Consider the following 13,507-nt stretch of genomic DNA (forward strand, 5'->3'; position numbering starts at 1 on the left):
CCACCCACATGAACGGCTCGCGCATCGCCGCCGTCGGCCACTACCAGCCCGCCAAGGTGCTCACCAACGAGGACCTGGCGGGCTTGGTGGACACCAGTGACGAGTGGATCAGGAGCCGAGTGGGCATCCGCACCCGCCACATCGCCGGGCCCGACGAGCCGGTCGACGAGCTGGCCGCCCACGCCGCCGCCAAGGCCCTCGCGGCGGCCGGCCTCGCCCCCGCCGACATCGACCTGGTGCTGGTCGCCACCTCCACCGCCGTCGACCGCTCGCCCAACATGGCCGCCCGGGTCGCGGCCCGCCTCGGGATGCCGCAGCCGGCCACGATGGACCTCAACGTCGTGTGCGCCGGTTTCACCCACGCCCTGGCCACCGCCGACCACGCCGTTCGCGCGGGGGGCGCGAGCCGTGCGCTGGTCATCGGGGCCGACAAGATGTCCGAGGTGACCGACTGGAGCGACCGCAGCACCTGCGTGCTCGTCGGGGACGGGGCCGGGGCCGCGGTGGTCGAGGCCGCCGAGGAGTCCGGCATCGGGCCGGTGCTGTGGGGTTCGGTGCCCGAGATGGGACACGCGGTGCGGATCGAGGGCACGCCCCCGCGTTTCGCCCAGGAAGGGCAGAGCGTCTACCGCTGGGCCACCACGCAGCTGCCGCCCATCGCGCGCCGGGCGTGCGAGCGGGCCGGTCTTGAGCCGGCGGACCTCGCCGGGGTCGTCCTGCACCAGGCGAACCTGCGGATCATCGAACCCCTCGCCGAGAAGATCGGTGCCGTGAACGCCGTCGTCGCGCGCGATGTCACCGAGTCCGGCAACACCTCCGCCGCGAGCATCCCGCTCGCCTTCTCCAAGCTCGTCGAACGGGGCGCGGTCTCCACCGGCGACCCGGTCCTGCTGTTCGGCTTCGGCGGGAACCTGTCGTACGCGGGACAGGTCGTGCGCTGCCCCTGAGCCCTCCGGCAGCCGGGGTGTGACGTGGCCAACTGCCCGAAGCCCTGGCCTTTGTGCGCCGTAGACTGTAGACGAAAGACAATCGATACTGACTCTGCGGCGACACCGGTAGCCGCCGCGCTGTGCACGGCCCTGCCGAGGAGGGGGACCGCGATGCTGTCGACAGGCCTGCCCCAGGGGGCGGTACCCAAGCTGGAACGCCCTGGTCCGCTGCGTGACCGCGTCTACGAGGCACTCCTCGAACTCATCACCACCCGTGCCCTCCAGCCCGGCCAGCACCTCGTCGAGAGCGAGCTCGCCGGGCATCTGGGGGTCTCCCGGCAGCCGGTGCGCGAGGCGTTGCAGCGGCTCAACACCGAGGGGTGGGTCGATCTGCGGCCCGCCCAGGGCGCGTTCGTGCACGAGCCGACGGAGGAGGAGGCCGACCAGCTCCTCACGGTCCGTACACTCCTGGAGGCCGAGGCGGCCCGCCTCGCTGCGGCGAACGCGAACAGCGCCGGCCTCACCGCCCTGGAAACGCTCTGCGCGGAGGGCGAGAAGGCCGTCGAGGCCGACGACGTGGACGGCGCCGTCGCCATGAACGCCCGCTTCCACGCCAAGATCATGGAGCTCGCCGGCAACGCCGTCCTCGCCGAACTCGCCGCCCAGGTCGACCGCCGCGTGCGCTGGTACTACACGCCGGTGGCCCGCCGGCGCGGCCACCAGTCCTGGATCGAGCACCGCGAACTGATCGCGGCGATCGCCGACCGGGACGAAGGGCGGGCCACCCAACTGATGCGCGAACACACGGAGCACACGCGGCGGTCGTATCACGCGCGGGCGCGTTCGTAGGACCCTCAGCCGGCTGCCAGCACCGCCTGGGTCTGCGTCGTCTGGCCCACCAGGGTGCCGTCCTCGTCGTGCAGGTCCGTCCGGACGGCGATGAAAGAGCGTCCCACGTGTACGGGACGTGTCTCGGCGCGGACGACGCCCGACCGCACGGCGCGGAAGAAGTTCGTCTTCGACTCGACCGTCGACGTGCTCGCGCCCGGCGGCAGACTGAGGAACGCGCAGACCGCGCCGGCCGTGTCGGCGAGCGCCATCAGGGCTCCGCCGTGCAGGGCGCCGCCCACCGTGCACAACTCCGGAGCCCAGGGAAGCACGGCCCTGACCCGGGCGGGGGTGGCCTCCTCGAGGGCGATGCCCAGGTTCTCGGCGAAGGGAAGCGCCTTCACCAGTGCCTCGGGGGAAGGGGTGTCGGTCATGCGGGGCCTCCGGACGTCGACGACGCGTGCTGGTGCCAGCCTGACCTGGGCCGCGCTCACGGTCGATTACCTGCCACGTAAGACCCGCCCTTCGTCTCTTTGTCCTGTGAGTGGAAAAAGTAGAGGGCAATTCCTGCGCGACTTCTTCCCACCTCCGGCAGCCGCTGCTACGTTCCCTCCGAAAGCAAGCCACTGATGTGGCGGAAAACCGGCGCGCACAGGCCGATCGAGGCGGGGAGGGGCTCGTGAGACGTATGACCGCACGACCCGGAAACGCCCACCAGGCCCGACTGCTCACGCTGTTGCGCGACGGCGGACCCAACTCCCGTGCCCAGCTGGGCGACCAGGTCGACCTCTCGCGGTCCAAGCTCGCCGTGGAGGTGGACCGGCTGCTGGAGACGGGGCTGGTCGTGGCCGACGGACTCGCCGCCTCGCGCGGTGGCCGCCGCTCCCACAACATCCGGCTCAACCCCGGTCTGCGCTTCCTCGGCGTCGACATCGGCGCGACCTCGGTCGACGTCGCCGTCACCAACGCCGAACTGGAGACCCTCGGCCACATCAACCAGCCCATGGACGTACGCGAAGGCCCGGTCGCGGTCTTCGAGCAGGTCCTGGCCATGGCCGCGAAACTGAAGGCCTCCGGGCTCGCGGAGGGGTTCGACGGCGCCGGCATCGGCGTCCCGGGCCCGGTCCGCTTCCCCGAGGGCATCCCGGTGGCACCGCCGATCATGCCCGGCTGGGACGGCTTCCCCGTGCGGGAGGCGCTCAGCCAGGAACTCGGCTGCCCGGTCATGGTCGACAACGACGTGAACCTCATGGCGATGGGGGAGCAGCACGCGGGCGTCGCCCGCACCGTCGCCGACTTCCTCTGCGTCAAGATCGGCACCGGCATCGGCTGCGGCATCGTCGTCGGCGGTGAGGTCTACCGCGGTACGACGGGCAGCGCCGGCGACATCGGGCACATCCAGGCCGTGCCCGACGGCCGTCCCTGCGCCTGCGGCAACCGGGGCTGCCTGGAGGCCCACTTCAGCGGGGCGGCCCTCGCCCGCGACGCCACGGAGGCCGCCCAGCAGGGGCTTTCGGCCGAACTGGCATCGCGGCTGGAGACGAACGGCGGCCTCACCGCCGTCGACGTCGCCGCCGCGGCCGCCGCGGGTGACGCCACCGCACTCGACCTGATCCGCGAGGGCGGCAATCACACCGGCCAGGTCATCGCCGGCCTGGTCAGTTTCTTCAACCCGGGCCTGGTGGTGATCGGCGGCGGGGTGACCGGCCTCGGCCACACGCTGCTCGCCGCGATCCGCACCCAGGTCTACCGCCAGTCGCTGCCGCTGGCGACCGGCAATCTGCCCATCGTCCTGGGCGAGTTGGGACCCGCCGCCGGTGTCATCGGCGCGGCCCGGCTCATCAGCGATCACCTGTTCTCACCTGCGTAAGCACTCGCCCGACAGGCTCACCCGCACGATCCGCTGCTCTGCCCTGCCCTGCCCTGCCCTGCCCTGAACACGCCTGTTCGACAAGCGCCCTGAAACCGGCCCGCACGCCCGCCAAGGGGAATTCGCATGGCACCAGAACCACCGCTGCTCAGCATGTCCGGCATCACCAAGTCGTTCCCCGGGGTCCGGGCGCTCGACGGCGTCGACCTCGACGTCCAGGCCGGTGAGGTGCACTGCCTGCTCGGCCAGAACGGCGCCGGCAAGTCGACCCTCATCAAGGTCCTGGCCGGTGCCCACCAACCCGACACCGGCACCATCCGCTGGCGCGGCGAGGAGGTCACGCTCCGCTCGCCGATCGCCGCCATGCGCCTCGGCATCGCCACCATCTACCAGGAACTCGACCTGGTGGAGCATCTGTCGGTCGCCGAGAACGTCCACCTGGGGCATGAGCCGACCACCGCCGGATTCGTCGTACGCGGGAAGGCGGCCAAGGCCTCAACCGCCGCTCTTCTCAAGCGACTCGGGCATCCGGAGGTCGATCCGGCCCGTCTGGTCGGGGAGTTGTCGGCCGCGCAGCAGCAGATCGTGTCCATGGCCCGTGCGCTCTCCCACGACGTGCGGCTCATCGTGATGGACGAACCGTCCGCCGCCCTCGACCCGGACGAGGTCGACAACCTCTTCCGTATCGTCGGCGATCTCACCGCCGCCGGAGTCGCCGTCGTCTACATCTCGCACCGTCTGGAGGAGATCCGGCGCATCGGCGACCGGGTGACCGTGCTGAAGGACGGGCGGGCCGTCGCGAACGGGCTTCCGGCGAAGTCGACGCCGACCCGCGAGGTCGTCGCGCTGATGACGGGCCGCAACGTCGAGTACGTCTTCCCCGACCGGCCCGTCTCCCCGCCGACTGGCGAATCGGTTCTCCGGATTCAAGGGCTGTCCCGCCAAGGGGAGTTCGAGCCCTTCGACCTGGAGGTGCGGCCCGGCGAGATCGTCGGCCTCGCCGGACTCGTCGGCTCGGGCCGCTCCGAGATCCTGGAGACGGTCTACGGGGCCCGCAGACCGACGTCCGGTCAGGTACTGGTCGACGGACGGCCCTTGAAGCCGGGCAGCGTACGTGCCGCCGTCCGGGCCGGACTCGGGCTCGCCCCCGAGGAACGCAAGGCCCAGGCCCTGCTGATGCTGGAGTCCGTCACCCGCAACGTGTCGGTCTCCTCCATGTCCCGCTTCTCGCGCGGCGGCTGGATCGACCGGGGTGCCGAACTCGGCGCCGCCCGGGCCGCGACGCGCGAGCTGTCGCTCAGGCCGGACAACCCGTCCGTGCCCGTGCGCACCCTGTCCGGCGGCAATCAGCAGAAGGCCGTCCTGGCCCGCTGGCTGCTGCGCGGCTGCCGGGTGCTGCTGCTCGACGAACCCACCCGCGGCGTCGACGTCGGCGCGCGCGCCGAACTGTACGCCGTCGTCCGCCGGCTGGCCGACGAAGGCCTCGCCGTGCTGCTGGTCTCCAGCGAGGTGCCCGAGGTGCTCGGCCTCGCCGACCGCGTCCTGGTGCTGCGCGAGGGCCGTGTCGTCCACACGGCACCCGCGCGCGAACTCGACGAACACCGCGTACTCGACCTGGTCATGGAAGGAAGCCCGGCGTCATGACGCAGCCCGTCTCCCCGCCGCGGGACAGCACCGCCAAGGTGCCCCAGGCCCAGCCCCCGGCCTGGCGCGGCCTGCTGGCCCGCGCCGACGTCCGCACCCTCTCGCTGCTTGGCGTGCTCGCCGCGCTGATCCTCGTCGGCGGCATCACCAAGCCCGACGAGTTCCTCGACACCCGCAACCTGCAACTGGTCCTCACCCAGGCCTCCGTGGTCGGCGTCGTCACCGTCGGCATGACCTTCGTCATCGTCTCCGGCGGCATCGACCTGTCGGTCGGCGCGATCGTCGCCCTCGCCTCGGTGTGGGCGACCACGGTCGCCACCCAGGAGTACGGCTTCGCCGGAATCCTCTTCACGGCGATGCTCGTCGGAGTCGGCTGCGGCCTGGTCAACGGGGTGCTCATCGCCTACGGCGCGATGGTGCCGTTCATCGCCACCCTCGCCATGCTGGCCTCCGCCCGCGGCCTCGCCCTGCAGATCACCGACGGCAAGACACAGATCGTCACCGTGCCCTCCGTCCTCGACCTGGGCGAACGCGACGCCTACATCCTCGGCATCCCGCCGCTGGTCCTGGTATTCGCCGCCGTGACGGTCATCGGCTGGCTGGTGCTCAACCGCACCACGTTCGGCCGCCGCACCGTCGCCGTCGGCGGCAACCCGGAGGCCGCCCGGCTCGCCGGCATCGACGTACGCCGCCAGCGGCTCTACCTCTATCTGCTGTCCGGGCTGTGCTGCGGCATCGCCGCCTTCCTGCTGATCGTCCTGTCCGGCTCGGGCCAGAACACCAACGGCAACCTCTACGAACTCGACGCCATCGCCGCCGCGATCATCGGCGGCACCCTGCTCACCGGCGGCCGCGGCACCATCACCGGCTCCGTGCTCGGCGTCCTGATCTTCTTCACGATCACCAACATCTTCGCCCTGAACAACCTGCAGAGCGACGTCCAGCAGATCGCCAAGGGCGCGATCATCGTCGCCGCCGTGCTGGTCCAGCGCCGTACCGCGAGCACGACCTGAGGAAAGGGTTCACCGCCATGACAGAGAACACGAGCCGCAGAGGACTGCTCTTCGGGGCCGCCGCCGTCTCCGCCGGTGCCCTCCTCACGGGCTGCACGAGCAACGAGCCCTCCGACTCCAAGGACGAGCCGGCCGGGAACGACCAGCCCGCCGCCGACGACAAGCCGGGCAAGAAGGTCACCATCGGCTTCGCCGGACCGCAGGCCGACCACGGCTGGCTCAACGCGATCAACGACAACGCCAAGGACCGCGCCAAGAAGTACTCGGACGTGACGCTGGAGATCACCGAGGGCTCCAACGACACCGCCCAGCAGATCGGCCAGATCGAGACCCTCATCAACAAGAAGGTCGACGTCCTGGTGGTGCTGCCCGCCGACGGCAAGGCCCTCACCCAGGTCGGGCTGAAGGCGATGCGCGCGGGCATCCCGGTCGTCAACCTCGACCGGATCTTCAACACCCCGCAGGCCTACCGCTGCTGGATCGGCGGCGACAACTACGGCATGGGCCTCAACGCCGGGCACTACATCGGCGAGAAGCTCAAGGGGAAGTCGGGCGCCCGCGTCATCGAACTGGCCGGCCTGGACAACCTGGAGCTGACCAAGCAGCGCACCAAGGGCTTCGACGACGCCCTGAAGAACTACCCCAACATCAAGAAGGTCGCCCGCCAGGCCGCCGACTTCACCGTCGAGTCCGGCCAGGCCAAGATGGCCCAGCTGCTCCAGGCCCAGTCGAAGTTCGACGCGCTGTGGAACCACGACGACGACCAGGGCGTGGGCGCGCTGCGGGCCATCGAGCAGGCCGGGCGTGACGGCTTCCTGATGGTCGGCGGCGCCGGCGCGCTCTCCGCCTTCCAGGCCATCAAGCAGGACGACGGCGTGCTCAAGGCGACGGTGCTGTACCCGCCGACCATGGCCGCCTCCGCGATCGACCTCGCCCGCGCCCTCGGCCAGGGCAAGGGCGTCGGCGGCATGGCGGAGTTCGAGATCCCCGCGTCGATCACGCTCTACTCGGCCGTCGTCGACAAGACCAACGTCGACCAGTACATGCCCACCGGCTTCCAGTGACCGGTTCCGCCCCCGCACCCCCCACGTGCGCGACCCCGACCAGGACGAGGAGGACTCCCACATGGGACAGCCGCAGCAGCAGTCAGAAGGGACCGAGGAGGCAGGCAAGCCACCCCTGCGCGTGGGGATGGTGGGCTACGCCTTCATGGGCGCCGCCCACTCCCAGGGCTGGCGCACCGCGGGCCGCGTCTTCGACCTGCCGCTGAACCCGGTGCAGGCCGCGATCTGCGGCCGGGACCGGGACGCCGTGCGGGCGGCGGCCGACCGGCACGGCTGGGCGTCCACCGAGAGCGACTGGCGTGCCCTCGTCGAACGGGACGACATCGACCTCGTCGACATCTGCACCCCCGGCGACAGCCACGCCGAGATCGCCCTCGCCGCCCTGGCCGCCGGCAAGCATGTCCTGTGCGAGAAGCCCCTCGCCAACACCGTCGAGGAAGCCGCGTCGATGGAACGCGCGGCCGAGGAGGCGTACGCGCGCGGCCAGGTGGCGATGGTCGGCTTCAACTACCGGCGGGTGCCTGCCACCGTCCTGGCCCGCCGGATGGTCGACGAGGGCCGTCTGGGCAGGCTGCGGCACGTGCGCGTGACGTACCTCCAGGACTGGCTCGTCGACCCGGACTTCCCGCTGACCTGGCGGCTGCGCAGGGAGCAGGCCGGCTCGGGCTCGCTCGGCGACCTGGGCGCGCACATCATCGACCTCGCGCAGTACCTGACGGGGGAGCGGCTGGCGGGCGTCTCCGCGCTGACGGAGACCTTCGTACGGGAGCGGCCGCTGCCCACCGGCGCCACCAGCGGGCTGTCCGCCGTCTCGTCCGCCGGCACCGGCCAGGTCACCGTGGACGACGCCGCCCTCTTCACCGCCCGCTTCCCCTCCGGCGCCCTGGCCTCCTTCGAGGCCACCCGCTACGCCACCGGCCGCAAGAACGCCCTGCGCATCGAGCTCAACGGGGAGCGCGGCTCGCTCGCCTTCGACCTGGAGCGGCTCAACGAGCTGTCCTTCCACGACGGCACCGAGCCGGGCGCGGAGGCCGGTTTCCGCCGGATCCTCGTCACCGAACCCGACCATCCCTACCTGGACGCCTGGTGGCCGCCGGGCCACGGCCTCGGCTACGAGCACACCTTCGTCCACCAGGCCCGCGACCTGGTCCACGCCGTCGCCGAGGGCCGCCGCCCCGAACCCTCCTTCGCCGACGGGCTGCAGGTGCAGCGCGTGCTCGCGGCGGTCGAGGAGAGCGCCGAGAAGAACTCCGTCTACACGCCGATCGCGGTCTGAGGAGGCTGACGCGGATGCCGCGTACGTTCACGCTGTTCACCGGCCAGTGGGCGGACCTGCCCCTGGAGGAGGTCTGCCGACTCGCCCGCGACTTCGGGTACGACGGCCTCGAACTCGCCTGCTGGGGCGATCACTTCGAAGTCGACAAGGCGCTCTCCGACCCGGGGTATCTCGACGGCCGCCGGGCCCTGCTCGACAAGTACGGCCTCAAGTGCTGGGCCATCTCCAACCACCTCGTCGGCCAGGCCGTCTGCGACGCCATCATCGACGAACGCCACCAGGCCATCGTGCCGGGCGCGGTGTGGGGCGACGGAGCCCCGGAAGGGGTCCGGCAGCGGGCCGCGGAACGCATGAAGGACACCGCGCGCGCCGCGGCCGCCTTCGGTGTCGACACCGTCATCGGCTTCACCGGCTCCGCCATCTGGCACCTGGTCGCCATGTTCCCGCCCGCCCCCGACGCGATGATCGAGCGCGGCTACCAGGACTTCGCCGACCGCTGGAACCCGATCCTGGACGTCTTCGACGCCGAGGGCGTGCGGTTCGCGCACGAGGTGCACCCCAGCGAGATCGCCTACGACTACTGGACGACGGTCCGCGCGCTGGAGGCGGTCGGCCGGCGCCCCGCCTTCGGCCTCAACTTCGACCCTTCGCACTTCGTGTGGCAGGACCTCGACCCGGTCGGCTTCCTCTGGGACTTCCGCGACCGGATCTACCACGTCGACTGCAAGGAGGCCCGCAAGCGCCTCGACGGACGCAACGGCCGGCTCGGCTCCCACCTCCCCTGGGGCGACCCGCGGCGCGGCTGGGACTTCGTCTCCGCCGGACACGGCGACGTCCCGTGGGAGGACGTCTTCCGGATGCTGCGCTCCATCGACTACCAAGGCCCGGTCTCGGTCGAGTGGGAGGACGCCGGCATGGACCGGCTCCAGGGGGCGCCCGAGGCGCTGACCCGGCTGAAGGCCTTCGACTTCGACCCACCGAGCGCGTCCTTCGACGCCGCGTTCAACAGCTGAACCAGGACACCGAACCTCCGGGGTGACGGCGCACCCCGGCGCCCGCACCGCACGTCTACGCACCCATCCCGTACGGCCCACCCCGTTCCCGGAGGGACTTCGTGCACAGAACCAGACTCAGAGGCACCCGCACCCCCAGGCGTCCCGGGCGTCCCGGGCTTCGCGCCACCGTCGCCCTGTTCACCGGCCTGCTCCTGGCCGTGGGCACCCCGGCCACCGTCGCCGGCGCCCACCCCGGCCACCCGGAACACGACGAACCGGCAGCCGCCGAGGGCCAGTTCCAGCAGGTGCCGCTCGCCAAGGGCGAACCCGAGATGGGCGAGCCGATGTCGCTCGCCGTGCTCCCGGACCGCAGCGTGCTGCACACCTCGCGCGACGGCACGCTGCGCCTCACCGACCAGGGCGGCGTCACCAAGGTCGCCGGCAAGCTCGACGTCTACAGCCACGACGAGGAGGGCCTGCAGGGCGTCGGCATCGACCCGGACTTCAAGAACAACCGGGCGATCTACCTCTACTACGCCCCGCCGCTCGACACCCCCGCCGGCGACGCCCCTGAGACCGGCACGGCCGAGGACTTCAAGAAGTTCGACGGCGTCAACCGCCTCTCCCGCTTCACCCTGAACGCCAACGGCACGCTGAACAAGGCCAGTGAGAAGAAGGTCATCGACGTCGCGGCCTCCCGCGGCACCTGCTGCCACGTCGGCGGGGACATCGACTTCGACGCCGACGGCAACCTCTACCTGTCGACCGGCGACGACACCAACCCCTTCGCCTCCGACGGCTACACGCCGATCGACGACCGGCCGAACCGCAACCCGGCTTTCGACGCGCGCCGCAGCTCCGGCAACACCAACGACCTGCGCGGCAAGATCCTGCGCATCAAGGTCGCCGAGGACGGTTCCTACACCGTCCCGGAGGGCAACCTCTTCGCCCCGGGCACGGAGAAGACCCGCCCCGAGATCTACGCGATGGGCTTCCGCAACCCGTTCCGGATGAGCGTCGACGACAAGACCGGCACCGTCTACGTCGGCGACTACGGCCCCGACGCCGGCGCCGCCGACCCCAAGCGCGGGCCGGGCGGGCAGGTCGAGTTCGCCAAGGTGACCAAGGCGGCCAACTTCGGCTGGCCCTTCTGCACCGGCGACAACGACCCCTACGTCGACTACGACTTCGCCACCAAGGAGTCCGGCGAGGCGTTCGACTGCAACGCCCCGAAGAACACCTCGCCGTACAACACGGGCCTCACCGACCTGCCGCCCGCGCAGGCCGCCTGGATCCCGTACGACGGCGGCTCCGTGCCCGAGTTCGGCAGCGGCTCGGAGTCCCCGATGGGCGGGCCGGTCTACCGCTACGACCCCGAGCTGGACTCCAGCGTGAAGTTCCCGGAGGCCTACGACGGCGACTTCTTCGCCGGCGAGTTCGGCCGCCGCTGGATCAAGCGGATCGAGCAGAACGCCGACGGCTCGGTCGCGAAGATCAACGACTTCCCGTGGACCGGCACCCAGATCATGGACATGGAGTTCGGCCCCGACGGCGCGCTCTACGTCCTCGACTACGGCGTCTCCTGGTTCCAGGGCGACGAGCACTCCGCGCTGTACCGGATCGAGAACGCCGAGGACGGCTTCTCGCCGATCGCCGAGGTGAGCGCCGACAAGACGTCCGGAGCGGCCGGCCTGAAGGTCAAGTTCACCGGCTCGGCCAAGGACGCCGACTCCCCGGACCTCACCTACAGCTGGGACTTCGGCGACGGCACCAAGGGCGAGGGCCTCAACCCCACCCACAAGTACAAGAAGGTCGGCACCTACACCGCGACCTTCACCGCCAAGGACGCCGAGGGCAACACCGGCAACGCCAGCACCCGGATCGTGGTCGGCAACACCGAGCCCAAGGTGACGATCGACATCCCCGGCAACGGCGCCATGGCCGAGTTCGGCAAGCCCGTCCCGTTCAAGGTGACCGTCACCGACCCCGAGGAGACCATCGACTGCTCCAAGGTCAAGGTCGCCTACAGCCTCGGCCACGACTCCCACGCCCACGAGCTGACCAGCGAGATGGGCTGCGAGGGCACCCTGAAGCCGCCCGCCGGTGACGGCGGCCACGACCCCAACGCCAACATCTACGGCGTCGTCGGCGCCGGCTACACCGACGGCGGGGCCAACGGCCAGGAGGCGCTGACCGGCACCGCCCGCGCCGTGCTCCAGCCGCTGCACCGCCAGGGCGAGCACTTCACCACCCAGTCGGGCGTGACGGTGATCGACAAGACCGGCGCCAACGGCGGCAAGACCGTCGGCAACATCGACGACGGCGACTGGATCTCCTTCACCCCCTACCGGTTCGACGGGCAGAAGAAGATGACCGTGCGGGCGTCCTCCGGCGGCGCGGGCGGCTTCATCGAACTGCGCACCGGCTCGCCCGACGGACCGCTGCACGGCTCGGCGTACATCCCGCCGACCGGTGGCTGGGAGACCTTCCAGAACGTCGACGTGCCGCTGCGGTCCCTGCCGAAGAAGTCCACGGAGATCTACCTGGTCTTCAAGGGCGGCGAGGGCGCGCTGTACGACGTGGACGACTTCGAGTTCTCCAAGGAGCCGTTCAAGGGCGGCAAGAAGGTCCTGGTCTTCTCCAAGACTGCCGGCTTCCGGCACGACTCCATCCCGGCCGGCATCACCGCCCTGAAGGAGCTCGGCGGCCCGGCCGGCATCACGGTCGACGCGACCGAGGAGGCCAGGCAGTTCACCACGACCAACCTCGCCAAGTACGACGCGGTGGCCTTCCTGTCCACCACCGGTGATGTGCTGAACGCCGAGCAGCAGAAGGCGTTCGAGGAGTACGTGGCGGGCGGCGGCGGTTACCTGGGTATCCACGCCGCGGCCGACACCGAGTACGACTGGCAGTTCTACGGCGGCCTCGTCGGCGCCTACTTCGACTCGCACCCGGCCATCCAGAAGGCCACCGTCCGCGTCGAGGACCACGACCACCCGTCCACCGCGCACCTCGGCGACGCCTGGGAGCGCACGGACGAGTGGTACAACTACCGCACCAACCCGCGAGCGCAGGCCAAGGTCCTCGCCACCCTGGACGAGACCAGCTACCAGGGCGGGAACATGAAGGGCGACCACCCGATCGCCTGGTGCCAGAGCTACGGCGGCGGCCGGTCCTTCTACACCGGCGGCGGCCACACCAAGGAGTCCTACGCCGAGGAGGCCTTCCGCGCCCATCTGCTCGGTGGTCTGCAGTACGCCACCGGCCAGGTCAAGGCGGACTGCAAGCCGGGCAAGGACTACCGGAAGATCTTCAACGGCCAGACCCTGGACGGCTGGAAGCAGGCCGGCCCCGGCAAGTTCGCCGTCAAGGACGGCGTGATGGAGTCCGAGGGCGGCATGGGTCTGCTCTGGTACCAGGCCAAGGAGCTGAAGTCGTACTCCCTCAAGCTCGACTGGAAGATGCGGGGCGACGACAACTCCGGGATCTTCGTGGGCTTCCCGGCCTCCGACGACCCCTGGTCCGCGGTGAACAAGGGCTACGAGATCCAGATCGACGCCACGGACGCGGCCGACCGCACCACGGGCTCCGTCTACTCGTTCAAGTCGGCGAACATCAAGGCCCGTGACCAGGTTCTGCGGCCGCCCGGCCAGTGGAACTCCTACGAGATCAAGGTCCAGGGCGAACGCCTCCAGGTGTTCCTCAACGGAGTCAAGATCAACGACTTCACCAACAAGGACCCCCAGCGGAGCCTGACCGACGGCTACATCGGCCTCCAGAACCATGGCGCCGACGACCAGGTCTCCTTCCGCAACATCCAGTTGAAGGAACTGCCCGTCAAGGGCGACTGAACGGCGGCGGGCGGGGGACGCCGGACCCCCGCCCGCC

General features: G+C 70.6%; 10 protein-coding genes. 9 read left to right on the forward strand and 1 reads right to left on the reverse strand.

Features of this window, described 5'->3' with window-relative positions; translation table 11 throughout:
* The first annotated feature begins 8 nt into the window (after nt 1-8).
* Nucleotides 9-947 (forward strand): beta-ketoacyl-ACP synthase III, encoded by a 939-nt coding sequence (locus OHU35_RS35360; RefSeq protein ID WP_359889313.1) that lies wholly within the window; start codon nt 9-11, stop codon nt 945-947.
* A gap of 153 nt (nt 948-1,100) precedes the next feature.
* Nucleotides 1,101-1,778 carry a GntR family transcriptional regulator gene (locus OHU35_RS35365; protein ID WP_189726169.1) on the forward strand — a complete coding sequence of 226 codons (678 nt, stop codon included), beginning with the start codon at nt 1,101-1,103 and terminating at the stop codon, nt 1,776-1,778.
* A 5-nt stretch (nt 1,779-1,783) separates the two neighbouring features.
* Here OHU35_RS35365 and OHU35_RS35370 read toward each other — a convergent pair whose 3' ends face one another.
* Nucleotides 1,784-2,191, reverse strand: coding sequence for a PaaI family thioesterase (locus OHU35_RS35370; protein WP_189726168.1), 408 nt, complete (start codon nt 2,189-2,191; stop codon nt 1,784-1,786).
* Between the two features lie 254 nt (nt 2,192-2,445).
* On the opposite strand from OHU35_RS35370, the gene OHU35_RS35375 reads away from it, so the two are divergent.
* The 7 genes from OHU35_RS35375 (at nt 2,446) to OHU35_RS35405 (ending at nt 13,470) form a co-directional block, all read left to right on the forward strand.
* Nucleotides 2,446-3,627: an ROK family transcriptional regulator gene (locus OHU35_RS35375; RefSeq protein WP_184588398.1), complete on the forward strand. Its 1,182-nt coding sequence runs from the start codon at nt 2,446-2,448 to the stop codon at nt 3,625-3,627.
* A 126-nt stretch (nt 3,628-3,753) separates the two neighbouring features.
* On the forward strand, nt 3,754-5,271 hold the full coding sequence (locus OHU35_RS35380; protein WP_405508196.1) for a sugar ABC transporter ATP-binding protein: 1,518 nt from the start codon (nt 3,754-3,756) through the stop codon (nt 5,269-5,271).
* Nucleotides 5,268-6,284 (forward strand): ABC transporter permease, encoded by a 1,017-nt coding sequence (locus OHU35_RS35385; protein ID WP_189726166.1) that lies wholly within the window; start codon nt 5,268-5,270, stop codon nt 6,282-6,284. The genes OHU35_RS35380 and OHU35_RS35385 overlap by 4 nt, the downstream gene beginning before the upstream one ends.
* A 17-nt stretch (nt 6,285-6,301) precedes the next feature.
* Nucleotides 6,302-7,348 carry a substrate-binding domain-containing protein gene (locus OHU35_RS35390; protein WP_189726165.1) on the forward strand — a complete coding sequence of 349 codons (1,047 nt, stop codon included), beginning with the start codon at nt 6,302-6,304 and terminating at the stop codon, nt 7,346-7,348.
* A 61-nt stretch (nt 7,349-7,409) separates the two neighbouring features.
* Nucleotides 7,410-8,624 carry a Gfo/Idh/MocA family protein gene (locus OHU35_RS35395; RefSeq protein ID WP_405508199.1) on the forward strand — a complete coding sequence of 405 codons (1,215 nt, stop codon included), beginning with the start codon at nt 7,410-7,412 and terminating at the stop codon, nt 8,622-8,624.
* A 14-nt stretch (nt 8,625-8,638) separates the two neighbouring features.
* Entirely contained in the window at nt 8,639-9,637 is a 999-nt protein-coding gene (locus tag OHU35_RS35400) for a sugar phosphate isomerase/epimerase family protein (protein ID WP_405508201.1), read from the forward strand.
* A gap of 101 nt (nt 9,638-9,738) precedes the next feature.
* Nucleotides 9,739-13,470, forward strand: a complete 3,732-nt coding sequence (locus OHU35_RS35405) for a ThuA domain-containing protein (RefSeq protein ID WP_405508203.1) — start codon at nt 9,739-9,741, stop codon at nt 13,468-13,470.
* Nucleotides 13,471-13,507: the final 37 nt, after the last annotated feature.

It is taken from the genome of Streptomyces purpurascens (assembly GCF_045040895.1).
GTDB classification, from domain to species: domain Bacteria; phylum Actinomycetota; class Actinomycetes; order Streptomycetales; family Streptomycetaceae; genus Streptomyces; species Streptomyces purpurascens.

Bases quoted from the DNA above. Each gene is read 5' to 3' on its own strand.
- OHU35_RS35380 (WP_405508196.1), top strand. From the start codon at position 3,754: ATGGCACCAGAACCACCGCTGCTCAGCATGTCCGGCATCACCAAGTCG.
- OHU35_RS35360 (WP_359889313.1), top strand. From the start codon at position 9: ATGAACGGCTCGCGCATCGCCGCCGTCGGCCACTACCAGCCCGCCAAG.
- OHU35_RS35370 (WP_189726168.1), bottom strand. From the start codon at position 2,191: ATGACCGACACCCCTTCCCCCGAGGCACTGGTGAAGGCGCTTCCCTTC.
- OHU35_RS35385 (WP_189726166.1), top strand. From the start codon at position 5,268: ATGACGCAGCCCGTCTCCCCGCCGCGGGACAGCACCGCCAAGGTGCCC.
- OHU35_RS35400 (WP_405508201.1), top strand. From the start codon at position 8,639: ATGCCGCGTACGTTCACGCTGTTCACCGGCCAGTGGGCGGACCTGCCC.
- OHU35_RS35365 (WP_189726169.1), top strand. From the start codon at position 1,101: ATGCTGTCGACAGGCCTGCCCCAGGGGGCGGTACCCAAGCTGGAACGC.
- OHU35_RS35395 (WP_405508199.1), top strand. From the start codon at position 7,410: ATGGGACAGCCGCAGCAGCAGTCAGAAGGGACCGAGGAGGCAGGCAAG.
- OHU35_RS35390 (WP_189726165.1), top strand. From the start codon at position 6,302: ATGACAGAGAACACGAGCCGCAGAGGACTGCTCTTCGGGGCCGCCGCC.
- OHU35_RS35375 (WP_184588398.1), top strand. From the start codon at position 2,446: ATGACCGCACGACCCGGAAACGCCCACCAGGCCCGACTGCTCACGCTG.